General features: G+C 70.0%; 26 protein-coding genes and 3 tRNA genes. 18 read left to right on the forward strand and 11 right to left on the reverse strand.

Translation table 11 applies throughout. The annotated features are described in order from the left end of the window. Nucleotides 1-56 precede the first annotated feature (56 nt). Both KVF89_RS11280 and KVF89_RS11285 read left to right on the forward strand, forming a co-directional pair. A complete protein-coding gene (locus KVF89_RS11280; protein WP_257425659.1) occupies nucleotides 57-1,235 on the forward strand; it encodes a GAF domain-containing protein in 1,179 nt (392 codons plus the stop codon). Continuing rightward, nucleotides 1,232-1,717, forward strand: coding sequence for an anthrone oxygenase family protein (locus KVF89_RS11285; protein ID WP_257425660.1), 486 nt, complete (start codon nucleotides 1,232-1,234; stop codon nucleotides 1,715-1,717). Before KVF89_RS11280 ends, KVF89_RS11285 begins: the two co-directional genes overlap by 4 nt. Here the strand turns inward: KVF89_RS11285 and KVF89_RS11290 are convergent, their stop codons facing one another. Continuing rightward, nucleotides 1,718-2,545, reverse strand: coding sequence for an aminotransferase class IV (locus tag KVF89_RS11290; protein ID WP_257425661.1), 828 nt, complete (start codon nucleotides 2,543-2,545; stop codon nucleotides 1,718-1,720). 124 nt (nucleotides 2,546-2,669) lie between these two features. Between KVF89_RS11290 and KVF89_RS11295 the strand changes: the two genes are divergently transcribed. The 10 genes from KVF89_RS11295 (at nucleotide 2,670) to KVF89_RS11340 (ending at nucleotide 6,768) form a co-directional block, all read left to right on the forward strand. Then, nucleotides 2,670-2,742, forward strand: a tRNA-Gly gene (locus KVF89_RS11295). A gap of 50 nt (nucleotides 2,743-2,792) precedes the next feature. Continuing rightward, nucleotides 2,793-2,866: transfer RNA gene (locus KVF89_RS11300), tRNA-Cys, on the forward strand. Between the two features lie 14 nt (nucleotides 2,867-2,880). Then, nucleotides 2,881-2,952: transfer RNA gene (locus KVF89_RS11305), tRNA-Val, on the forward strand. A 125-nt stretch (nucleotides 2,953-3,077) separates the two neighbouring features. Continuing rightward, nucleotides 3,078-3,377 carry a hypothetical protein gene (locus KVF89_RS11310; RefSeq protein ID WP_257425662.1) on the forward strand — a complete coding sequence of 100 codons (300 nt, stop codon included), beginning with the start codon at nucleotides 3,078-3,080 and terminating at the stop codon, nucleotides 3,375-3,377. Next, on the forward strand, nucleotides 3,374-4,000 hold the full coding sequence (locus KVF89_RS11315) for a DUF6907 domain-containing protein (protein ID WP_257425663.1): 627 nt from the start codon (nucleotides 3,374-3,376) through the stop codon (nucleotides 3,998-4,000). The genes KVF89_RS11310 and KVF89_RS11315 overlap by 4 nt, the downstream gene beginning before the upstream one ends. Before the next feature lie 75 nt (nucleotides 4,001-4,075). Next, a complete protein-coding gene (locus tag KVF89_RS11320; RefSeq protein WP_257425664.1) occupies nucleotides 4,076-4,270 on the forward strand; it encodes a hypothetical protein in 195 nt (64 codons plus the stop codon). Between the two features lie 618 nt (nucleotides 4,271-4,888). Further along, nucleotides 4,889-5,326, forward strand: a complete 438-nt coding sequence (locus KVF89_RS11325) for a hypothetical protein (RefSeq protein ID WP_257425665.1) — start codon at nucleotides 4,889-4,891, stop codon at nucleotides 5,324-5,326. After that, on the forward strand, nucleotides 5,286-5,702 hold the full coding sequence (locus tag KVF89_RS11330; protein ID WP_257425666.1) for a hypothetical protein: 417 nt from the start codon (nucleotides 5,286-5,288) through the stop codon (nucleotides 5,700-5,702). Before KVF89_RS11325 ends, KVF89_RS11330 begins: the two co-directional genes overlap by 41 nt. Nucleotides 5,703-5,806: 104 nt before the next feature. Continuing rightward, nucleotides 5,807-6,418, forward strand: coding sequence for a DUF433 domain-containing protein (locus KVF89_RS11335; protein ID WP_257425667.1), 612 nt, complete (start codon nucleotides 5,807-5,809; stop codon nucleotides 6,416-6,418). Next, a complete protein-coding gene (locus KVF89_RS11340; protein ID WP_257425668.1) occupies nucleotides 6,415-6,768 on the forward strand; it encodes a DUF5615 family PIN-like protein in 354 nt (117 codons plus the stop codon). The genes KVF89_RS11335 and KVF89_RS11340 overlap by 4 nt, the downstream gene beginning before the upstream one ends. Before the next feature lie 49 nt (nucleotides 6,769-6,817). Here KVF89_RS11340 and KVF89_RS11345 read toward each other — a convergent pair whose 3' ends face one another. From KVF89_RS11345 to KVF89_RS11385, 9 genes are all read right to left on the reverse strand, one after another. Further along, nucleotides 6,818-7,504, reverse strand: coding sequence for a DUF8453 domain-containing protein (locus KVF89_RS11345; protein ID WP_257425669.1), 687 nt, complete (start codon nucleotides 7,502-7,504; stop codon nucleotides 6,818-6,820). 50 nt (nucleotides 7,505-7,554) lie between these two features. Then, entirely contained in the window at nucleotides 7,555-7,974 is a 420-nt protein-coding gene (locus KVF89_RS11350) for a hypothetical protein (protein WP_257425670.1), read from the reverse strand. Between the two features lie 1,051 nt (nucleotides 7,975-9,025). Further along, complete coding sequence (locus tag KVF89_RS11355; RefSeq protein ID WP_257425671.1) at nucleotides 9,026-9,442, reverse strand: YccF domain-containing protein; 417 nt, start codon at nucleotides 9,440-9,442, stop codon at nucleotides 9,026-9,028. Nucleotides 9,443-10,005: 563 nt separating this feature from the next. Continuing rightward, a complete protein-coding gene (locus KVF89_RS11360) occupies nucleotides 10,006-10,215 on the reverse strand; it encodes a hypothetical protein (RefSeq protein WP_257425672.1) in 210 nt (69 codons plus the stop codon). Nucleotides 10,216-10,263: 48 nt separating this feature from the next. Then, nucleotides 10,264-10,737 (reverse strand): hypothetical protein, encoded by a 474-nt coding sequence (locus KVF89_RS11365; RefSeq protein WP_257425673.1) that lies wholly within the window; start codon nucleotides 10,735-10,737, stop codon nucleotides 10,264-10,266. Nucleotides 10,738-10,806: 69 nt separating this feature from the next. Next, a complete protein-coding gene (locus KVF89_RS11370) occupies nucleotides 10,807-10,980 on the reverse strand; it encodes a hypothetical protein (RefSeq protein WP_257425674.1) in 174 nt (57 codons plus the stop codon). A gap of 136 nt (nucleotides 10,981-11,116) precedes the next feature. Continuing rightward, nucleotides 11,117-12,235: a potassium channel family protein gene (locus KVF89_RS11375; protein WP_257425675.1), complete on the reverse strand. Its 1,119-nt coding sequence runs from the start codon at nucleotides 12,233-12,235 to the stop codon at nucleotides 11,117-11,119. Between the two features lie 10 nt (nucleotides 12,236-12,245). Then, nucleotides 12,246-13,196, reverse strand: a complete 951-nt coding sequence (locus KVF89_RS11380; RefSeq protein WP_257425676.1) for a YihY/virulence factor BrkB family protein — start codon at nucleotides 13,194-13,196, stop codon at nucleotides 12,246-12,248. A 90-nt stretch (nucleotides 13,197-13,286) separates the two neighbouring features. Continuing rightward, on the reverse strand, nucleotides 13,287-14,666 hold the full coding sequence (locus KVF89_RS11385) for a cation:dicarboxylate symporter family transporter (protein WP_257425677.1): 1,380 nt from the start codon (nucleotides 14,664-14,666) through the stop codon (nucleotides 13,287-13,289). 139 nt (nucleotides 14,667-14,805) lie between these two features. Here KVF89_RS11385 and KVF89_RS11390 point away from each other — a divergent pair, with 139 nt between their 5' ends. Beyond that, nucleotides 14,806-16,404 carry a sensor histidine kinase gene (locus tag KVF89_RS11390; RefSeq protein WP_257425678.1) on the forward strand — a complete coding sequence of 533 codons (1,599 nt, stop codon included), beginning with the start codon at nucleotides 14,806-14,808 and terminating at the stop codon, nucleotides 16,402-16,404. Further along, nucleotides 16,401-17,093, forward strand: coding sequence for a response regulator (locus KVF89_RS11395; RefSeq protein ID WP_257425679.1), 693 nt, complete (start codon nucleotides 16,401-16,403; stop codon nucleotides 17,091-17,093). The genes KVF89_RS11390 and KVF89_RS11395 overlap by 4 nt, the downstream gene beginning before the upstream one ends. Before the next feature lie 76 nt (nucleotides 17,094-17,169). Here KVF89_RS11395 and KVF89_RS11400 read toward each other — a convergent pair whose 3' ends face one another. After that, nucleotides 17,170-18,621, reverse strand: coding sequence for a glycine hydroxymethyltransferase (locus KVF89_RS11400; protein ID WP_257425680.1), 1,452 nt, complete (start codon nucleotides 18,619-18,621; stop codon nucleotides 17,170-17,172). Nucleotides 18,622-19,005: 384 nt separating this feature from the next. On the opposite strand from KVF89_RS11400, the gene KVF89_RS11405 reads away from it, so the two are divergent. The 4 genes from KVF89_RS11405 to KVF89_RS11420 are packed head-to-tail and all read left to right on the forward strand — an operon-like array spanning nucleotide 19,006 to nucleotide 22,451. Beyond that, the gene (locus KVF89_RS11405) at nucleotides 19,006-20,724 is read left to right on the forward strand and encodes a nitrite/sulfite reductase (RefSeq protein ID WP_257425681.1); all 1,719 of its coding nucleotides are present in this window, start codon (nucleotides 19,006-19,008) and stop codon (nucleotides 20,722-20,724) included. Beyond that, on the forward strand, nucleotides 20,724-20,918 hold the full coding sequence (locus KVF89_RS11410; RefSeq protein WP_257425682.1) for a hypothetical protein: 195 nt from the start codon (nucleotides 20,724-20,726) through the stop codon (nucleotides 20,916-20,918). The genes KVF89_RS11405 and KVF89_RS11410 overlap by 1 nt, the downstream gene beginning before the upstream one ends. Further along, nucleotides 20,915-21,661 (forward strand): phosphoadenylyl-sulfate reductase, encoded by a 747-nt coding sequence (locus tag KVF89_RS11415; protein ID WP_257425683.1) that lies wholly within the window; start codon nucleotides 20,915-20,917, stop codon nucleotides 21,659-21,661. The genes KVF89_RS11410 and KVF89_RS11415 overlap by 4 nt, the downstream gene beginning before the upstream one ends. A 46-nt stretch (nucleotides 21,662-21,707) precedes the next feature. Beyond that, nucleotides 21,708-22,451, forward strand: coding sequence for a sirohydrochlorin chelatase (locus KVF89_RS11420; protein WP_257425684.1), 744 nt, complete (start codon nucleotides 21,708-21,710; stop codon nucleotides 22,449-22,451). Nucleotides 22,452-22,517 lie beyond the last annotated feature (66 nt).

Raw genomic sequence — 22,517 nt, forward strand, 5'->3', positions numbered from 1 at the left:
CCGTTGCACGTTGTTGCATGTGGCCCCGATCACATCGCACCGCCTACGGTGGTGACATGGCCACGCACGACCTCGCGATGCGGGCCCGCGACCTGGTCCGGATCCACGACGCGGTGCTCTCCGGATCCGCGCCGCCCGAGCGGCCGCGGGCCGTCGTGGCACGGTCGTGGAGCCGGGTGATCGGCCTCGGGGTCGACCCGGACGGCCCCAACGGACGCGACCCGCTGACCCCGGCCGACGTCGACGAGCGACGGCGCGCCTCGCGCCTGGCGCTGGTGATCGACGAGATCCGCGAGCTGCTGCTCTCGGCCGCCGACGCGTCGAACTACCTCGTCGTCGTCACGGACGCCGACGGGATCGTGCTGTGGCGCAGCGGCTCCCCCCGCGTCAAGCGGCAGGCCGACGGGCTCGGCTTCGCCGAAGGTGCCCTGTGGACCGAGGGCGCGGTCGGCACGAACGCCATCGGCACCGCGCTCGCGGAGGCAGCGCCCGTGCAGCTGTTCTCGGCGGAGCACTTCGAGAACGCACAGGTCCCCTGGTACTGCACGGCCTCGCCGATCCACGACCCGATCGACGGCTCGCTGCTCGGGATCGTCGACGTCAGCGGCCCCGCGCTCACCCTGCACCCGGCGATCGAGGCGCTGGTGACCGCGTCGGTCCGGCTCGCCGAGGCGCGGCTGTGGCGCCATCACGAGGAGCGCCTGGAGCAGCTGCGGCGTACGGCGGAGCCGCTGCTGTCCGGCGCCAACGGGCCACTGCTCGTGGTCGACGACCACGGCTGGGTGGCGGCCCACCAGGGGGTCGCCGTGCGCGACCGCGTGGAGGCTCCGCAGGCCGACCGGGCGCTCGCCGTACCCGGACTCGGGCTGTGTCTGCCCGAGCGCCTGCGCGGCGGCTGGCTGATCAGGCCGTCGTCGTCCTCCCAGGCGCTGGTCGCGGTGCTCGACGTGCGGACGTCGCCGGCGACCCTCGAGGTGCGTGGCGGCGACTCGCCGTGGCGGGTGGCGCTGACGCCGCGGCACGCCGGCCTGCTGACGGCGATCGCGGCTGCCGGACCGGGCGGCGTGTCGGCCGGGCAGCTCAGCGCGGCCCTGTACGGCGACGGCGGGCGCCAGGTGACGGTGCGGGCCGAGATCTCCCGGATGCGGCGGGTGCTCGGCGCCCTGCTGGCGACGAACCCGTACCGGCTCGGCGACGGCGTGTCGTTGAGCGTGGTCGACGCCGGAACCCGATGACCCGCGACCTCCTACTCGTCCTCGCGACGATCAGCACGGGCCTGTCCGCGGGCGTGTTCCTGCTCTACGCCCACACGGTCATGCCGGGGCTGCGTCGCACCGACGACCGCACCTTCGTGGGCGCCTTCCAAGCCCTGGACCGGGCGATCATCAACCCGGTGTTCCTGCTCGGGAGCTTCTTCGGCGCGCCGTCGCTGCTCACCCTCAGCGCGGCGCTGAGCCTCTCCGGGCCGGAGCAGGACGCACTCCCCTGGCTGCTCGCCGCCCTCGTCCTGCACCTCGTGGTCGTGGCGATCACCGTGGCCGTGCACCTGCCGCTCAACGACCGGCTCAAGGCGGCCGGCGAGCCCGACGACATCGACGTCGCTGCGGCACGTGCCGACTTCTCGGAGGGACGGTGGGTGCGCGCCAACCACGTGCGGGTGGTGCTGGACCTCGGCGCGTTCGCCGCCTCGTGCGTCGCGCTGGTGGCCGGCCGCTGATCAGCGGTCCAGGCCGAGGAGCTCCGCCTCCCGCTCACGCCAGGCGGCCGCGGCCGCGCGCGTGACCGGTCCGGGTGCCGGCAGCTCACGGTCGTCCCAGCGGTGCACGCCCTGCACGTCGCGGGTCGTCGACACCAGGAAGATCTCGTCGGCCGCGGCCGCCACCTCCATCGGCTCGTCCACCTCGGTCGCTCCGAACCAGTCGAGGACCAGGGCCCGCGTGACACCGGCCAGGCAGCCACTGGCCAGGGTCGGGGTCCGCACCTCGCCGTCGACCACGTAGAAGACGTTGGTCCCGGTGCCCTCGCACAGGTTCCCCGCGAGATTTCCGAAGACCGACTCGGTCGCCCCCTTCTCGCGCGCCGCCGCCAGCGCGACCACGTTCTCCGCGTACGACGTGGTCTTCAGCCCCGCCAACGGGCTCCGCTCGTTGCGCGGCCACGGCACCGTGATCACGGCCGTCGTCTCCGCCGCGGGGGCCATCGGCGCGGCGACGACGATGACGGTCAGCGGGTCGTCACCGCGCCCACTGCCCAGCGGCGCGTTACCCCCCGTGACGGTGATCCGCAGCCGGCCGAGCGCCATCGGATCCCCGTCGAGGACGGCAGCAACGCCCCGTCGTACGTCATCGACGACCAGGCCCTCCAGCCCCAGCCCCCGCGCCGACCTCTCCAGCCGGTCGAGGTGGCGCTGCAACGCGAAGGGCTGCCCGCCGACGACCTTGACCGCCTCGAACACCGCGTCCCCCACCGTCAGTCCGTGGTCGGTCACCGGCACCGCCGGAGCCGTCGGTTCGGGTAGGAGCTGGCCGTTGATCCACACGCGCATGGGGCCAGCCTAGGAGGCCCCGACATGCCGAAGGTGGACCCCCGTTTTGGCGCCGTTCACCGGATCGGCTAATGTTCTCAACCGCACCACCGAGCGGGTCGGAAGGCCAGCAAAATGGTGCGATGCGGACGTAGCTCAGTTGGTAGAGCGCAACCTTGCCAAGGTTGAGGTCGCGAGTTCGAGCCTCGTCGTCCGCTCGGAGTGGTCAGACCCACTGCCTGACCAGGCCAGTGTGTAGGGCCATCGCGGTGGGTTGGCCGAGAGGCGAGGCAACGGACTGCAAATCCGTGTACACGGGTTCAAATCCCGTACCCACCTCCACCACAACTCCACAGGGGCGATTGGCGCAGCGGTAGCGCGCTTCCTTGACACGGAAGAGGTCACTGGTTCAAACCCAGTATCGCCCACAGAGACGAAAACCGCCTCTGACCTGCTGATATGCAGATCAGAGGCGGTTTCGCTTTTTGCCCGCGTGTCCACCACGTGTCCAATCGCATCCGCCTCTCTCCCACCAGCGAGAGGCACCGCAGTGATGCACACCTACTCCCCCGACGAGACCTACGTCAGCCTCGTCCGCACCTCTGACCTGGCCGGCTGGTCCCTCCCCCGCCTGCTGACCGATCTCGGCGAACTTGCCATCCGCCGTCGCGACGCCATCGCGGTCAATGCGCCCGAGCCCACCGAGATCGAGCAGGCCATCGCCACCGTGGCGAACGAGATCGAGCAGCGCGCCGTCCCCGGCACTCGTGACCAGTCCGCAGTCGCGACGATGGCACGAGTTCGCTCGGAACTGCAGATGATCCTCGACGACCTCTTGGGTGGCGCCCGATGACCACCGTCACCGCCACCCCACCCCTCGTCTGCCCACCGTGGTGTACGACGCCGGGCGAAGAGCACGCCAGGGAGCTGGCTGACCCGCTGGACGGGGCCACGTTCCACCGCAGCGAGGTGATCGACGCCTGGGAGCTGCGGACTCAGCATCCGCTGCGGGTCAACGTCGACATCTGCGATGACCTGCATCAGGGCCGTCGTGAGGGTCCCGTGATCAACATCGACGGGTGCATGGGGCGCGGCAGCCAGGACTACGCCGAGCTCGACCCGCCGGACGCTCGGAGGCTTGCCGCTGCGTTGGTCGAGGCCGCGGATCTGGTCGAGCAGACGCCTCTTGCGCAGACGGGCTCTGGGGAGACGCTGGTCCACTTCTGGGTCTGCACGCCGGAGGGTCGTCCGGTCCTGTCGCGGCTGCTGTGCGATGCGGCTGCCCAGCGTCCGGCTGACGGGTCGCGGATGGCGTCCGCCTGGGTGGGCGTCACGTGCCCTCAGTGCCTCGCCGCGGGTCCGACGGCGGCCGAGGCAATCGAGGAGCTGCCTGACGTGGCTCTGGTCGCTCTGGGGGCGTGGCAGAGCGCGGAGGGCGACAAGACCGTTGTGTCGGATCCCGAGCGCAACGTCTGAAACGCAAGCGGCCCCGTCTGGTGCGCCAACACCAGTGGGGCCTAGGAACCACGTCCACAAGGAGGACGCAGAACCATGACCACATCATCCACCATCGAGAACCTGCCGACGTTCGGCCTGTTGAGGATCGAGGTGTTCGAGCCGGGTGTGCTGACCGGCTGCCTCGGTCAGAACGACATCGATACCCTCGACGACCTGACGGCCGAGGAGTTGCGGAAGCTGGCTGCCGACGCCCTCGCTGCTGCGGAGTGGCTGGAGGCGAACCAGTGAGCGCGCCGTGGCCCTCGCACCCGGACATCGAGCCGCAGCGTGGCGTGATCCCCACCGTGCAGTGCGACAGGCGGCTCGGCTGCCCGGATAGGCCCCACCGCCCCCATGAGTGTCAGACGATCAACTACCACGGGAAGGCGATCCGCGTCCGCTGCGAAGGTATCGAGCCCGATCCTGGCGACTACCCGTGCCCTCCCTGGTGCACCGTCGAGCGGCACCGGATCGGTGAGCGCGGGGGTTTGCAGCTGGTCCACGTCGCACGTTCCGGACACCTTGAGATCACGCTCTCCGAGGACCCCTATCGCCCTAGGGACTCGACGCGCCCGCTCCGCATGACACTGGTCGCCGGTCTCATTGTGGATGTAGCGGGGCCTGACGACCTGGACGCCCTGGCTCGGAATGCCGACCGGCTCGCCAAGCACCTGCGCGCCTCACTCGCGGAGGTGGAGCGCTGATGACCCGCTACCGCATCCCCGCCCGCGAGCCACCAAGCTGCCCGCCCTCGATGGGCGGGCACACCTTCCGGTCCTCAGCCGGAGGGTGCTGGAAGACCTGCTTGCCCGTCTTCGAGAGCACTCAGCCTCGAAGTTCACCAACCTTCACTTCGAGGACAACTCCATGCCCGACCACTCCCCCGACGCCGAGATCGTCGAGGTCACTCCGCAGCTCGCCGAGACCTGGCTGAGCCGCAACACGAACAACCGCAACGTCCGCCGCAGCGTCATCGACGCCTACGCCCGCGACATCGAGGCCGGCCGCTGGCGCCTCAACGGCGAGACGATCAAGTTCGGACCCAGCGGCGTCCTGCTCGACGGCCAGCACCGCCTCAGCGCTGTCGTGCAGGCCGACGTCGCGGTGCCGATGGTCGTGGTGCGCAACCTCGGCGATCACGTGATGGCGACCGTTGACACCGGCGCCAAGCGCTCCTATGCCGACGCGCTCAAGTTGGCGGGCGAGGAGAACACGACCACGCTGGCGGCGGTAGTCCGGCGCGCGGTCATGTGGGGAGCGGGGCATGCGGACCAACACGGGCGCGATCAAGCCGACGGCGCTTGAGATGGACGACTTCCTCGACCGAACCCCGGAGATCCGAGCCTCGGCCGACCTGGCCTCCCGACTCGCCTCACGCGAACGCCTACCGGCGTCGGTGATCGGGCTGTGCCACTTCCTCTTCTCCAAGATCGACCCCGACGCCGCCACCACGTTCTTCCTGCGCGTCGCCGACGGCGATGGGATCCCCGCAACCGACCCGATCGCGGTCCTGCGCAACCGTGTCATCAAGCTCCGCGTCTCCGGCGGCCGGATCAACGAGACCGAAGGACTCGCGCTGACCATCCGCGCCTGGAACGCCCACCGGGCCGGCGAGAACCGGACCAAGCTCCAGATGCCCAAGGGCGGGCTGACCAACGAGAACTTCCCGGAGCCGAAATAGGGACCACCGGACCTTCGAGATCTACCGGCTTCTGTCGGCCGGTGGCCATACTCTGGCTACGGCCGCCCCACGTCCCCCAGGGGTGGACATGTCTGGAGGTGACCATGCTCGACGAGGAGCGTCTAATGCTGCGCCGCGACGTCGTCGCGCGCCTGGCTGGCGTCAGTGAGCGAAAGCTCGACTACTGGGCGCGAACGGGGCTAGTCTCACCGACTGTCGATCGTTCGCTATCCGGTGGCCGGCGTACTCGACTCTACGACTTCACTGACGCGATGACGGTCATGGTCTTGGCGAACCTTCGCAGCCAGGTCAGCTTGCAGCACGTGCGGCAGATTGTCGCCCATGTTCGGACGCAGCTGTTCGAGGTTACTCAAGTTGCCTACGCCATCGTCGGCGGTCGCATCTTCTTTCAGACTCCTGACGGCGCCTGGAGTGGCGTGGATGACCCCGGGCAGATCGTGATTCACGAGGTCTTGGATCTTCGTCCCCTCAGGGCGCGCCTGCTCACTCCGGCGCGCGAAGAGTCTGATCACGGCCAGGTGGAGCGCAAGCGTGGCGTGCGCGGCTCCAAGCCAGTGATTCGCGGTACGCGAGTCCCGGTATCGACGATTCGGTCGTACTTGGACTCCGGGGCCAGTACGCAAGAGGTGCTTGCGGCCTATCCGAGTTTGACCGAGGCCGACGTTGACGGAGTGCGGGCTCTGGCAAGCGCGTGAGGTTCGTGCTCGATGAGGACGTCTCGGCAGCCGTGGCGAAGGTGCTCAAGGCTGGCGGGCATGATGCCTGGACCGTGTCAGAAGCTGGCCTGAGCGGCATCGCCGACGACGACGTGACAATCTATGCGTCCGAGAAGGTGGCTGGCGTCCTTTCTCACGACGTGGAGTTCGGCGCCAAACGCCGGAAGAACCCGATCGGTTGGCACATCCAACTCGGCTGCAAAGAGGTCGACGCAGCAGTGCTCATCGAAGAGCACCTCGACGCGATGGTCGCTGCCCTAGGCGCCTTTCCTGACCTCTACGTGTACCTCAGCAAGTCAGGGATAAACACGCATCACGTCTGGTCATAAGGACCGCGCACGGAAGCGTCACGCCGACCTACGCGTATGCCTCCACAGTTCAAGGACGCCGGCCTGACCACCACGATCGAACTCGATGCAGCCACTGCGAGCTGGGCTGATCATCTGCGAAGGTGAACTCGGGTTTCTCGCCAGAGATCTTGCGGAGCACCTCTGTCTGGCGCTCTTGCTCGGCGATCATCTTGTCGCTTGCTTTGGCGATGGCGACCGCGACGTTGTGGAGGGTGCCTTGACGACCAGCGACGGCCTCTCGGAAACTGCCGAAGTCGATCACATACTCGGATCGTGGGATGGGGCCGCTGGGGCCGACGCCGTCGATGGTGATGGTGTGCGTCAGCGATCCGTCACGATTGACCAGTGACGCTCCGCTCCCGAGCGACCAACGGTACGTGCGCCCGGGAGCAATCGACGACAACCCCGACCGCAGCTTCTGTTGCATCACGTCTACATGGCGTGCCTCCCGCTCAACCATCTTGGGAATCGGCGGCTCTACGATCACGACCACGTTTCGCGCCACCGTCTGGCCCGAGTTGCCCACGGCGAACTCGAGGTTCCATCCGTTCGACTGTTGAACTCGCACGTCAGCCCAGACATAGGGGGCCACGGCCGCTTCAGCGATCTCACGTTGCAGCCGAGTCTGCCGCTTCATCTCGCCGACCTGGAAGGCAATGAAGATCGCTGACGCGATCGTCGCCGTCGCGGCGATCGCAGAGATCGTGATGCCCATGGAGGAAAGGTAGCCGGGGCAGCAGGCTAGGCCAGCGCGACTCACGCAAACTACTGGCGGACTGTTGGCTGCTCGTCATCCGGGTACTTGAACACTTGGGTCGATCCCGCTGCCACCAACAACGCTATGAACACACTGACAGCCGTCATGATCGTGTAAGACCACCACGTGTCTAGTTCGATCATCCACCAGCACACCCCGCCGGCGACGATGGCGAGGAAGATGATCGTGGCGACGGAGGCGATGTCGACAGACCGACCCAGCCGCCGATGATCACGCGACGTTAGGTATGCGACTTGTTCTGCGATGAGAGCCTGCAACAGTGTTTTGCTTTCCCCGCTTGCCGTCACCTCCAGTGACTGGAGCCTCTCGACCTGTCGCCAGGTCGGCTTGCCTGAGTAGACGCTTGCGAACTTCACCGCTGCTCCAAATGCCGGTGCCACCAATGGCGCGATCTGTGCCCACTCCATGAGGACGGACTATAGATGCCGCAGCGGCCATCCGATGCCTAAAGCAAAGGGCCGACGGAATTCATGCTTGGAATGCACGGTTGCATGAGCCCGAGTTTGGGTGCATGTTCAGCTTCCTCGCGGGTGAGCATGCAGCAGTCGCGGAAGGTCTTGTCGTAGCGGTCGCAAGGACAGTCCTCGTCCGCGGCGGCGGCGTCTCGACGCGGACGGCCTGCGCGTTCGTTCTAGCCATCGGATGAGTGTGACCAAGCGAAGAGAGCCAAGAGCATAAGGGTGACCACGGCCGCCGTCGCCCACTGAACCTTCTTGTCGTTCGGTAGGACAACGCAGGCGAAAAAGGCGAGCGTGATCAGGATGGTGACAGCGCCGAGGATGGTTCGTCCCCGCGGGTGAGTTGGTAGGTCCCGAGCACCAACCACACGGTGCCGAGGCCGAGGTCCCAGCCGTGGGAGCGAGCTCTCTCAGCGGTCAGCACGATGCGATCGCACGCGGGGGTCGTCGACCTTGATCAGGTCGACGGCGATCACCCTTCGTCACGCGTTCTGGCGTGCGATGCTGGGTGAGAGCATGTCGGGTCCAAGGCGGGCGCTGGGCGCTGAGACGTCCGTGCGGACACGGTCTTTCGTGGCGTCAGGCATGGCGCCGCGTTCGGCCCACGTACAGGCCCGACATGCTCCTCCGCTGCATCCTCAGCCCCTCGGCGCGTTCAGTTGCGACTTCGCCGCACCCTTCTGTAGGTGCCGCATCCGCGCCTGATCAGCGGTTCCACCAGGTGGGGCGACCCGGAGTGGGGTCCAGGTCGCCCCGTGTCGGTGGCTGCTCCCCAAGTCAGTTCCCGACCCAAGCGGGTCGGCCGATACTCCCCAAGCACCTCAGGGGAGGTCTCGGCCGGACAAGACCCGCTTGCGGCCCATCGAGCCGATACTGCCCCGAGGAAGGGCCTCGGCTCCGTGATGAGCTGGCGTCAGTCTCGCCCGGTCCTCACTGCAGCTCGGCAAGAGCATGGACGATCTCCCCCGTCATCTCACCCCTCATCCGGCAGCGTCGGGACCTAGAAGCGCGGTCCGACCTGGCCGGAGTGGTACGCGCGGACCTGGCCGGTGGGCACGATCTCCCGCCCCAGCGGGAGCAGGCTGACCGGGATCATCTTGAAGCTGGCCAGGCCGAGAGGGAGGCCGATGACGGTGATGCAAAGCAGCACCCCGGTGACGACATGGCCGATCGCCAGCCAGACCCCCGACAGCACCAGCCAGACCACGTTCCCGATACCGCTGGGGATGCCCGCGCCCTCGCGTCGCACGACCGTCCGCCCGAAGGGCCACAGCGCAAAGAACCCGATCCGGAACGACGCGAGGCCGAACGGGATGCCGATGATCGTGATGCACCACAGGCCGCCCGCGACCAGATAGCCCAGGAACAGCCAGAAGCCGGACAGAACCAGCCAGATGACGTTCAGCAACACCTTCATGGCGCGAGCGTAGGGCTCCGGCGACCAGGTGGCCCTCACCGGCGCAGCAGCGGGTCGTCGCCCGCTCCGTCGCAGACGCGCTCTTCCACGACGGAGCAGGCGCCCGGCGTCGCCGGGTCCGACAGGCGCTCAGCGGTCTCCCGGAGAGCACCCGCCCGCGGTCAGGCAAAGTGGGGACGCCTCACCACGGCCGGCGCGCGACAGGGAACGGCCACGCGCCGGGGAACGAGGGACGCAGGGGACCTCGCGCCGCGGTGCTCGTCGCACGGAGTCCATGCGCGGGGTCCCTTCGTCGTCGCAACCGGTCGATCCCGAGTGCTCGCCAGGCCTGGGCCCACGATACGTCCGGCCCGGCCCGGCGGCAGCGGACTTGGGAAGGCTCCACCCGCTCGTCCCCCGGGCACAAGAACGCCCTGTCCGGCGTGCCGGACAGGGCGTCCCGTGCCCGGCGAGTGTGGGGTTCGCCGGGCACGCTGTGGTTGGGGAACCGGGACCGAGAGTAACGGCCACCGCAGCGGCGTGTGACGAAAACCCGAGATGACGTCGGACGATTTTCTCCGGGCTCAGCCGACGCCGGATCCGGGCTTCGGTCCGGCCGTCGCGGGACGCAGCGCCGTGGCCACGAGCCACTCCGTCACGACCCGACCCTCGCGATCGACGTACGCCACCAGGCCCTCCCAGCCACGCTCGGTCGAGCGCCAGTCCAGCACCAGACCGGGCAGCTCGACCGGCACGAACGCCAGCCTGACCCACACATGTCGCACCCCCGCCATACCGCGATCGTATCGAACATGTGTTCGATGCTGTCGCGGAGCGGATGCTCAGCCGCGGGTGTCGTCGATCCGCGGCTCGACCAGGGGATCAGTGGGGTCGACGGCGTCGACGGCGTCGACGTCCTCCTCGACCGCCCTCGGGTACGACGCCGGGCCGGTCCGCTGCTCGCTCCCCCGTCGGCGCCGGCTGGCGACGGCACCGGCGGCGCCGACGAGCCCGAGGGTCGCCAGCACCAGCAGCGCCTTGCGGCGGCGGCGCGGCTGGGGCAGATGGTCGGACACCGCATCGGGCAGCCGGTCGACGACGGAGCTCGGGATGGTGCCGGGGATGTCGGAGAGGCGCCGCGACAGCGTCTCCGCGGCGTGCGTGCCCTTCTCGACCGCGACGGCCCGGCCCTCACGAACCAGGGGCGGTGTCCGCTCGGCGATCGTGTGGACGGCGGACTCGACGTCGGGGACGACAGCGTCGACGAGCTCCCGCAGGTCGTCCCTCAACTTCTCGGCCGTGCTCTTGCGGTGCATGGTGCCTCCTCCTCGGATACGGACTACGCACGCGCAGTACCCGTTCCCTCGCGGGCAACCCCGGCACGCTCAGCTGGCGACCGCACACCCGAGGTCGGCCGAGCACTCGTTGCACCGCACCCGGCGCTCGTGCTGCTCGGGAGGCTCCTCCAGTGAGCGGCGGTACCAGCGGGTCTGCTCCGTCAGGCGGGAGCACCGCGGGCACCAGTCGTGGCGGACCCACGGTCCGAAGTCCTTCCCCATGGCACCCAGAGTGCCGGTTCCACGCGCCCGTGTCGCGGGACGCGAGCGGGTTCGGCCCCTTCGGCGAGCAGTTCTGCCCGGTCGTCGCCGGACGGCCTAGTCCCAGATGACCAGTGGTCCTACGGAGGGTCCCGGGTCACTCCTCGTCGGCGGCGAAGTCCTCGTTGTGGGTCCCGGGCCGCGGCGCCCAGGGCAGCTCCTTCGCCGGGCGTACGACGACCAGCCGGTCGCCGCGGGCGAGCAGGGTCACGACCGGGTCGAAGTAGCGGTACACCTTCTCGTCGCGGACCACGGCGATCACCTGGTCGGGCAGCGACTGGGGCGGCATGCCGACCTCGTTGACGAGCAGCTCCCGCTCGGCGACCTCGAGCCCTTCCCCGTAGGTCAGCAGGTCCTCCATCACCGAGCCCAGCGTGGGCGAGAGCGTGGACAGACCGAGGAGCCGGCCGACGGCGTCGGAGGAGGTGATGACCGAGTCGGCGCCGGACTGGCGCATGAGCGGGGCGTTCTCCTGCTCGCTCACCGCCGCGACGATCCAGGCGTCCGGGTTGAGCTGGCGCACGGTGAGGGCGGCGAGGACGTTGGAGTCGTCGCGGCCGGTCGTGATGATCACCTGGTCGGCCTCGGCCACGCCGGCGCGCTGCAGGACTCCGCGACGGGTGGCGTCGCCCGTGACGACGGCGAGCTGGTCGGCGTGGGCGTCGGCCAGCGCGACCGGGCTGGGGTCGACGACGACCACGTGCTCGCGATCGAGGCCGTTGTTGACGAGGGTCTCGACGGCGCTGCGGCCCTTGGTCCCGTAGCCGATGACCACGACGTGGTGTCCCATGTTCTTCCTCCAACGGGTGATCCGGAACATCTCACGGCCGCGCTGCGCCAGCACCTCGAGGGTGGTGCCGATCAACAGCACGAGGAAGCCGATGCGGGCCGGGGTGATGACGAAGGCATTGACCAGCCGCGCACCGTCACTGACGGGCGTCACGTCGCCGTAGCCGGTCGTGCTCAGCGTGACGGTCGTGTAGTAGATCGCGTCGACCAGCGTGATCTCGCCGTTGGGGCTGGCCGCGGTGGGGGCGTCGCCGCCGTCGCGGTAGCCGTGCCGGTCGAGGTAGACCAGCAGGACCGTCCCGGCCAGGATCCCCAGCGCGAGGAGCAGGCGGCGGCCCAGCTGCCACCACGGCGACCGGATCCGCTCGGGCAGCGCGATGTGCCCCGTGAGGGGCGTCTCCGCCGGTCCACTGCTCCGCAAGCCCACGGCCCGGAACCTACTCCACCGGGTCCGGGTTGCGGCGCAGCAGGCGGTCCAGCAGCTCCCGGCGCGCCCGCTGGGTCGCCTCCTGCGGGAACACCTCGTCGAAGGCGGCGTTGACGCCGGCGCCGATGAGGACGGCGAGCGCGGCGATGTAGAGCCAGATCAAGATGGCGATCGGGGCGGCGAGCGGGCCGTAGATCGAGTGGGAGTCCTCGGCGGTCACGGTCAGCACCCAGCGCAGCAGGTAGGACCCGAGGATCCAGCTGGCGAGCGAGAACACCGCACCGGGCAGGTTGAAGCTCCAGTCGGTCCGCACCGGCACCGACACGTGGTAGAGCGTCGCCAGGAAGCACACGCACATGACGATGATCAGCGGCCAGTAGAACCCCATCAGGAACTCGGCCCGGTTCGGCAGCCAGGAGCGGACCAGCTTGGGCCCCGCCACCACCAGCGGCAGTGTGATCGCCCCGGTGATCACGGCGAGGATGTAGAGCACGAAGGACAGCGCGCGGGTGCGCACGATCCCGCGGTGCCCGCCGAGCCCGTGCATGATCGTGATGGTGTCGACGAAGACGTTGAGCGCCCGCGATCCCGACCACAGGGCGAGCACGAAGCCCAGCGAGATCACGTCGAACCGGCCACCCCTGAGCACGTCGTCCACCGTCGGCTTGATGACGTTGTCGACGGCCGTGTCGGTGAGGAAGCGCGAGAACAGGTCGACCACCGCTCGGCGTACCTCCTCCACCTGAGCGGCGGTGAAGTGCTCGGTGACGTAGCCGACGCCGCCGGCGAGGGCGAAGATCAGCGGCGGCACGGAGACGACCGCGAAGAAGGCGGCCTCCGCAGCCAGGCCCGTGACCCGGTACTTCAGGCACGAGCTCACCGTGGTCACGACCAGGCGCCACACGAGGTGGGCGAGGCGGTGGAGCCACGGCACGCGCTGAGTGCCCGAGTCCTCCGCCATGGGACTCACGCTATCCGCCCGGTGCCACGGCCCCGGGGACCCGGACGGCGTGACGATCAGGTGATCTGCGCCGCTCGGGTCCCCGCCCCGTCAGACCGGCTGCGGCTCCCGCGCGGGCCGGTCGACGGCAGTCTCGGGCGCCGGTACGGCGGCCGGGCCGTGGTCATCGACCATGGTGGTCTCGTCGAACGGGTCGTCGCCGGCGAGGACCCGGTCCAGCTGGGCGCGGTCGAGGCTCCCGGTCCAGTGCCCGACCAGGACGGTGCCGACGGCGTTGCCCGCGAAGTTGGTCAGCGCCCGGGCCTCCGACATGAACCGGTCGATGCCGACGATCAGGCCGACCCCGTCGACCAGCTCGGGGCGGTGCGACTGGAGACCGCCGGCGAGCACGGCCATGCCGGAGCCCGTGACGCCGGCGGCGCCCTTGGCGGCGATCATCATGAACAGCAACAGCGAGATCTGCTCGCCCACCGCGAGCGGGCTGCCGACCGCCTCGGCGATGAAGATCGACGCCATCGTCAAGTAGATCGCGGTGCCGTCGAGGTTGAAGGAGTACCCCGTCGGGACGACCACGCCCACGGTCGTCTTGTCGACGCCGGCGTGCTCGAGCTTGGCGATCGCCCGCGGCAGCGCCGACTCCGAGGACGAGGTGGCGAGGATGAGCAGGAACTCCCGGCCGAGGTAGCGCAGCAGGGCGAAGATGTTGATGCCCGTGGTGACCTTGAGCAGCAGCCCGAGGACGACCACGACGAACAGCACGCAGGTGACGTAGAAGCCGATCATCAGCACGGCGAGGCTCTTCAGCGCATCGACGCCGCCCTGGCCGGTGACCGCCGCCATCGCGCCGAAGGCACCGACCGGAGCGGCCCACATGATCATCGCGAGCAGCCGGAAGACCAGCCGCTGGAGGTGGCCGACCGCCGTGATGATCGGCGCGCTGGTCGCCCCCATCCGCTGCAGCGCGAACCCGACGAGCAGGGCGACGAGCAGGGTCTGCAGCACGCTGCCGCTGGTGAGGGCGCTGAACACCGAGGTCGGGATGATGCCGAGCAGGAACGCCGTCGTGTCGGCATGGCCCTCGGCCGCCTTCTCCTGGGCGGTGGCCGCGGCCTCGGCGGTGAGGTGCAGGCCGTCGCCGGGGTGCAGCAGGTTGCCGACGACCATGCCGATGGTCAGCGCCACCGTCGACATCACCAGGAAGTAGCCGAGTGCGAGACCGCCGACCCGGCCGACCTTGGCCGCGCTGGCGACCGACCCGACGCCGAGCACGATCGTGCAGAAGATGACCGGCTGGATCATCATCTTGATCAGGTTGACGAAGCCCTCGCCGAGCGGCTTGAGCTCGACCGCGAAGGCGGGGAACAGCAGGCCGGTCGCGATGCCGAGGAGCACCGCGCCGATCACCGCGAGATAGAGGTAGTGCGTCCGCGAGCCGCGCTGGGCGGCGCTCTCCGTACTGGTCGTGCCCATGGTTCCTCCGTGGTTGTCGGGCGGTCGAGCTGAGGTACTCCGCCACTGTGCGACCGGACGTGACGACGGTCACCGTTGTGTTCGTTGTGTTCGTGGCTCAGGTCACATCCGGAGCGCCGCAGTGGGCGACAATGACGAGATGCCGCGCCTCCGCCTGCTCCGCGACCGCCCGGTCGCCCGCCAGGTGCTGGTCCTGCAGGTCGGCACCGTGCTGCTGCTGGTCGTGGTCGGCATCCTGATGGCGTCGTACGACGCCCGCCGCGACTCGCGCAGCCGGGCGACCCAGCGCGCGGTGGCCGTGGCCCAGACCGTGGCCGACTCCCCCACCGTCCGCGAGGCGCTGCGCGGCGCGGACCCGACCGCGGCGCTGCAGCCGTGGACCGAGGAGGTCCGCCGCGACACGGACACGGACTTCGTCGTCGTGATGGGCCTGGACCGCACCCGCTACACACACACCGATCCGGACCGGATCGGCGGAAGGTTCGTCGGCGACCTCGGCAGCGCCCCCGAGGGTGCCGTGTTCACCCAGGAGTACACCGGCACCCTGGGCCCGTCGGTGCGCTCGGTCGTCCCCGTCGAGGACGGCGGCCGGGTGGTCGCCCTCGTCTCCGTGGGGATCACCATCAGCGACATCGACCGCGGCCTGCGCCGCGACGTCACCGTCGTGGTGCTGTGCGGCCTGCTCGTGCTGTTCCTCGGCCTGGCCGGCGCCTGGCTCCTCGGCCGGCGCCTGCACCGGGTCACCCACGGGATGGGCGAGCAGGAGCTGGCCCGGATGTACGAGTACTACTCGGCGGTGCTCCACTCGGTCCGCGAGGGACTGCTGCTCCTCGACGGCGAGGGCCGGGTGCAGCTGGTCAACGACGAGGCGCGGCGGCTGCTCGCCCTGCCGGCCGACGTCGTGGGACGTCCGGTCGAGGAGCTCGACCTGGCCCCGGGCCTGGTCGCCGCCGCGCGAGGACGCACCGCCGAGTCCGACGATCTCTACCTCGCGGGCGAGCGGATCCTCGTGGTCTCCTCCGCCCCCGCCCGCTGGGACGGGCGCGAGGTCGGATCCGTCGTCACCCTGCGCGACCACACCGAGCTCCGCTCGGTGACCGGCGAGCTCGAGGTGGTCCGCCGGCTCACCGAGTCGCTGCGCTCGCAGAACCACGAGTCCGCCAACCGGCTGCACACCGTGGTCTCCCTCATCGAGATGGGCCGGGCCGAGGAGGCGGTCGAGTTCGCGACCTCCGAGCTGCACGTCGCCCAGCTGCTCACCGACCGGGTCGTGGGCGCGGTCGACGACCCGATCGTGGCCGCCCTGCTGCTCGGCAAGTCCGCCGAGGCGGCCGAGCGCGGTATCGACCTCGCCATCGGCGGGACCGTGCCCGAGGACGTCGGCATCCCGGCCCGTGACCTCGTGACGGTCGTCGGGAACCTCGTCGACAACGCCTTCGACGCCGTCTCCGAAGCCGATTCCCGACGGGTGGCGATCGCCTTCGAGGGCGGTGCCACCACGCTCCGGGTCCGGGTGGGCGACAGCGGGCCCGGCCTGGACGAGGAAGCGGCCGCGCGGGTGCTGGACCGCGGCTGGACCACCAAGGCGGCACCCGGCACCGGCCGCGGCCTCGGTCTGGCCCTGGTCGTGCAGACCGCCCGCCGCCACGGCGGCACGGTCGACGTCGGCCGTTCCTCCCTCGGCGGCGCGGAGTTCACCGTGACGCTGCACCCGGCATCCGAGGGAGCCGGGGTGTGAGCGTCCGGGTGCTGGTGGTCGAGGACGAGGAGCTGGCGGCCGAGGCGCATGCGGCGTACGTCGACCGGGTGCCCGGCTTCACGCTGGCCGGGGTCGCCCGCTCGGCCCGCGAGGCCGTCCGGGCGCTGGAGTCCTCCCGCGACGCGGGCACGCCCGTCGACCTCGTCCTCCTCGACCTGAACCTCCCCGACGGGCACGGCCTCGGCCTGCTCGCCGGCCTGCGCGGCGCCGGCCACCAGTGCGACGTCATCGCGGTGACCGCCGCGCGCGACACCCAGGTGGTGCGCCGGGCGGTCGGCCAGGGCGTCGTGCTCTACCTGCTCAAGCCGTTCACCTTCGCGACCTTCCGCGCCAAGCTCGAGCAGTACGCCGCCTACCGGGCCGAGCTCGAGGCCGCCCCCGCCGAGGTGGTGCAGGACGAGGTCGACCGGCTGCTCGGGTCACTGCGCCCGAGCACGAGCGCGCCGCTGCCCAAGGGGATGAGCGCGGAGACGCTGCGCGGGGTCACCGCCGCGCTCCGCGAGGCGCACGGCGAGCTCTCGGCGAGCGAGGTCGCCGCGGCCGTGGGCAGCTCGCGCGTCACCGCGCGGCGCTACCTCGAGCACCTCGCCGACCAGGGGCTCGCCGCCCGCGGCCTGAGGTACGGCGCGAGCGGCGGGCGCCCCGAGGTCAGCTACTCATGGCGTTGAGCCTCGGCGCAACTACCAGATTCGCGCCCGCGAGCGCCGCGAGAGAACAGAATCGGTAGTTGCGTGGCAGCCAGACTCAGCTGAGATCGAGACCGGGGTACAGCGGGTGCTTGTCGAGCAGCTCCGCCGACGCCGCGCGGACCTTGTCGGCCACCCCGTCCGCCAGCACGTAGGAGGCCTTCGACGGCGCACCGGCCGACGTCGTACCGGGCTGGGTGTTCCGGAGGACCTCGACGATGAGCTCGGCCACCACGTCGAACTCGGCGGCACCGAAGCCCCGGCTGGTCAGGGCGGGCGTGCCGACCCGGATGCCGGAGGTGTACCAGGCGCCGTTGGGGTCGGCCGGCACCGAGTTGCGGTTGGTGACGACGCCCGCCTCCAGCAGCGCGGACTCGGCCTGGCGGCCGGTGAGCCCGAAGGAGCTGACGTCGAGCAGCACGATGTGGTTGTCGGTGCCGTCGGTGACCAGCCGGGTGTCGCGCTTCATCAGACCGTCGGCCAGAGCGTGCGCGTTGTCGGCGATCGCCTGGGCGTAGCTGCGGAACTCGGGGGTCCGGGCCTCGGCGAAGGCGACGGCCTTGGCGGCCATCACGTGCGGCAGCGGGCCGCCGAGCACCATCGGGCAGCCGCGGTCGACGCTCGGCGCGTACTCCTCGGTGGCCAGGATGAAGCCACCACGCGGGCCCCGCAGCGACTTGTGGGAGGTGCTGGTGACGACGTGGGCGAACGGGATCGGGTCCTCGTCGCCGGTGAACACCTTGCCGGCGACCAGGCCGGCGAAGTGGGCCATGTCGACCATGAGGGTGGCGCCGACCTCGTCGGCGATCTCGCGCATCTTGGCGAAGTTCAGCCGGCGCGGGTACGCCGAGTAGCCGGCGACCAGGATGAGCGGCTTGAACTCCTTGGCCTTCGCCCGCAGCGCGTCGTAGTCGACCAGCCCGGTCTCCGGGTCGGTGCCGTACTGCTGCTGGTGGAACATCTTGCCGCTGATGTTGGGGCGGAAGCCGTGGGTCAGGTGCCCGCCGGCGTCGAGGCTCATGCCGAGCAGGCGCTGGTTGCCGAACTCGTGGCGCAGCTTCTCCCAGTCAGCCTCGGAGAGGTCGTTCATGCTCTTGACGCCCGCGTTCGCGAGCCACGGGCTCTCGACGCGGTGCGCGAGGATCGCCCAGTACGCCGTCAGGTTGGCGTCGATGCCGGAGTGCGGCTGGACGTAGGCGTACTCCGAGCCGAACAGCTCGCGGGCGTGCTCGGCGGCGAGCGCCTCGACGGTGTCGACGTTCTGGCAGCCGGCGTAGAAGCGGTGGCCGACCGTGCCCTCGGCGTACTTGTCGCTGAACCAGCTGCCCATGGTCAGCAGCACGGCCGGCGACGCGTAGTTCTCGCTGGCGATCAGCTTGAGCGACGCTCGCTGGTCGGCGAGCTCCTGGCGCGTCGCCTCCGCGACGCGCGGCTCGACGGAGGCGATGACCTCCAGGGCCTGCTGGTAGGCGCTGCTGACGAGGTCGCCGTTGAAGGGGTGGTCGCTCATGGCGCCCAGCGTAGTGCCGCGCGCGCGGCGCGCTCGGGCGGGCGGCGTGTGCCGAACCTACTGGCGGGTTGGCAGGCGCGGCCTGGTGTGACGTGCATCGCAGGCCACGCCTGAACCCACCTTGCCGTCGAGCATTCTGTCCACATTTCGAGAACGCCATCCACATATTGAGATTCAGATTTGTGGAACAGGCGTCCGAGGGATGAGACTCATTGACATGGTCTCTGCTGCCACTCATGCGCACCTCGTGGTTCGTCGCCACGTGGACTTCGGGCGCACGCGCAGCATGATGTGTTGGCCCCGCTGACGTCGCCGCCGCATCCACCCGAGCCGCGCGCCTGATCCTCCCTCGGCGCGCCCATCAGCGAAGGACCTCCTCTCCGCATGCCTGATCTGCGCTTCAAGCCCGAACCGGCCAAGTACACCGAGATCCCGCGGCCCCGCCGCGCGGAGGGCCAGTGGGCCCTCGGCTACACCGAGCCGCTCAACAAGAACGAGCAGTCGAAGAAGGACGACGACCCGCTCAACGTGCGGGACCGGATCCTCTACACCTACTCCAAGCGCGGCTTCGACTCCATCGACCCGGCCGACCTGCGCGGCCGGTTCCGTTGGATGGGCCTCTACACCCAGCGCAAGCCCGGCATCGACGGCGGCAAGACCGGCTCCCTCGAAGAGGAGGAGCTGGACGACCGCTACTTCATGATGCGGGTCCGCTCCGACGGCAAGCTGCTCTCCCCCGCCGCGGTGCGCGCGCTCGGCCAGATCGGCGTCGACTTCGCCCGCGACACGGCCGACGTCACCGACCGGCAGAACATCCAGTACCACTGGATCGACATCGAGAGCGTCCCGGAGATCTGGGAGCGGCTCGAAGCCGTCGGCCTGCACTCCATGGAGGCCTGTGGTGACTCGCCGCGACCGTTCCTCGGCTCGCCGGTCGCCGGCGTCGCCAAGGACGAGATCATCGACGGCACCCCGGCGCTGGAGGAGATCGAGCGCCGCTTCATCGGCAACAAGGACTTCTCGAACTTCCCCCGGAAGTTCAAGACCGCCGTCACCGGACACCCGAGCCAGGACGTCTCGCCCGAGACCAACGACGTGTCCTTCGTCGGCACCGTCCACCCCGAGCACGGCCCCGGCTTCGACGTGTGGGTCGGCGGTGGCCTGTCCACCAACCCGATGCTCGCCCAGAAGCTCGGCGTGTGGATCCCGCTCGACGAGGTCCCCGACGTGTGGTCCGGTGTCGCCGGCATCTTCCGCGACTACGGCTACCGCCGACTGCGCTCGCGGGCCCGCCTGAAGTTCCTCGTGGCCGACTGGGGCGTCGAGAAGTTCCGCGAGGTGCTGGAGAACGAGTACCTCGGCAAGAAGCTCGCCACCCTCGCCTCGCCCGAGTCACCCGTCGGTCACCGCGACCACGTCGGCGTCCACGAGCAGAAGGACGGCCGCTTCTACGTCGGCGTCGCGCCGACCGCGGGCCGGGTGTCCGGCACGCTGCTGGTGCAGCTGGCCGACCTCCTCGAGGAGTACGGCGTCACCGGGGCCCGCCTCACGCCGTACCAGAAGATCGTGCTGATCGGCGTCGACGGCGCGGTCCTCGACGAGCTGCTGGACCGGCTCGACACGATCGGGCTCAGCGGCCGTCCGTCGGCATGGCGGCGCAACACCATGGCATGCACCGGCATCGAGTTCTGCAAGCTGGCCATCGTCGACACCAAGAACCGCGCCAGCGACCTGGTCGACGAGCTCGAGCGTCGCTTCCCCGATCTCGACACGCCCATCACGATCAACGTCAACGGCTGCCCCAACGCCTGCGCCCGGACCCAGGTCGCCGACTTCGGCCTCAAGGGCCAGCTGGTCGTCGACGAGAACGGCGACCAGGTCGAGGGCTTCCAGGTCCACCTCGGTGGCGCGATCGGCCTGCGGGCCAACTTCGGCCGCAAGCTGCGTGCCCACAAGGTGACCAGCAAGGGTCTCGACGACTACGTGTCCACCGTGGTCGCCAACTACCTCGCCGACCGCACCAAGGACGAGGCGTTCGATGCCTGGGTGCACCGTGCCGACGAGCAGCTGCTGCGCGGCGAGAAGGCGCTGGAGTCCGTCTGATGTCCGAGGAGTCGGTGTCGTCCCGGGCAGTGCCCTACCACTGCCCCTACTGCGGCGAGACCGACCTGTGGCCGCACGAGCCGACCGGCTGGGAATGCCGGGGGTGCCGCCGGGCCTTCAAGGTCGAGCTGCTCGGCCTCACGCCCGACACCCGCACCCACCCCACCGCCAACCGAGAAGGAGGTGCCTCATGACCACCGCCACGACGCGTGCCGCCCGCGAGTTCCGCGGGTCCCACACCACCGGCCGGTCCCCCGAGGAGCTCCGCGAGCTCGTCTCCCACTGGGGCGCCGAGCTCGAGCTCGCCCCCGCCGAGGTCATCATCGAGTGGGCCGCCGCGACCTTCGGCGAGCGCTTCTGCATCACCTCCTCGATGGGTGACGCCGTCCTGGCGCACCTCGCCGAGAAGGTCGTGCCCGGCGTCGACGTCGTCTTCCTCGACACCGGCTACCACTTCATCGAGACCATCGGCACCCGCGACGCCGTCGCGGCCACCATGGACGTCAACCTCATCTCGATCACCCCGGTCCAGTCCGTGGCCGAGCAGGACGCCGAGTACGGCCCCGAGCTCTACCGGCGCGACCCGGACCTGTGCTGCGCGCTGCGCAAGGTCAAGCCGCTGGCCGACTCGCTCGCGAGGTACGACGCCTGGGCGACCGGACTGCGGCGCGCCGAGACGCACAACCGGGTGATCGCGCCGGTGATCGGCTGGGACGCCAAGAAGCAGAAGGTGAAGGTGTCCCCCATCGCCCGGTGGAGCGACGAGCAGATCGAGCGCTATATCGCCGAGAACGGCGTGCTCGTCAACCCGCTCGTCTACGACGGCTACCCGTCCATCGGCTGCGCGCCGTGCACCCGACGGGTCGCCCCCGGCGACGACCCGCGCAGCGGCCGCTGGGCCGGCACCAACAAGACCGAATGCGGGATCCACTCATGAGGTGGCCCAGTAGCGTCCGCATCCCGGAGGAGAGGGGGAACCGACGATGACCGCCCCGGCACTCATCGCCTTGGCCCACGGCAGCCGCGACCCACGCTCGGCCGCCACCATTTCCGCGCTCGTCAACGCGACGAAGGCGTTGCGTCCCGACCTGCGCATCGAGAAGGCGTTCCTCGACCTCGCCAAGCCGAGCTTCCACACGGTGGTCGACCGGCTGGTCAAGGCCGGGTACGACGAGATCGTCGTCGTGCCGCTGCTGCTGGCCGAGGCGTTCCACGCCCGGGTCGACGTGCCCGAGGCGATCGCCGAGGCCACGACCCGGCACCCCGGCCTGCAGATCCGGGCGACCGCCGTCCTCGGCCTGGAGGCACGCTTCCTCGAGGTCCTCGACGAGCGCCTGCGCGAGGCACTCCGGGACGCCCGGGTGCGCGAGCTCGACGCGCTCGTGCTCGCGGCCGCCGGCACGTCGGACCCGCTCGCCAACCAGGCCGTCGCCCGGCTCGCCCGGCTCTGGGGCGCGCACCACCGGCTTCCCGTCACGGCGGCGTACGCCACCAGTGCTCCGCCGGCCACCGGCGAGGCCGTCCGCGCCTTCCGGGCCGAGGGCCGCCGCCACATCGCGGTCGCCTCGCTCTTCCTGGCCCCCGGCAACCTCGTCGACCGGGCCACCGAGCTCGCCCTGGAGGCCGGCGCCGTCGCCGTCTCCGAGCCGCTCGGCGCCCACCCCGAGATCGCCCGCACGATCCTCGCCCGGTACGCCGTCGGCGCGGTCGAGCTCGTTCCCGTCTGAGGGAGTTTCGCCGGTCGACCGGCGAAACTCGCGCTGGACCGACGAAGGTTCGTCGGTCCAGCGCGA

It is taken from the genome of Nocardioides carbamazepini (assembly GCF_024614185.1).
GTDB lineage: Bacteria > Actinomycetota > Actinomycetes > Propionibacteriales > Nocardioidaceae > Nocardioides > Nocardioides carbamazepini.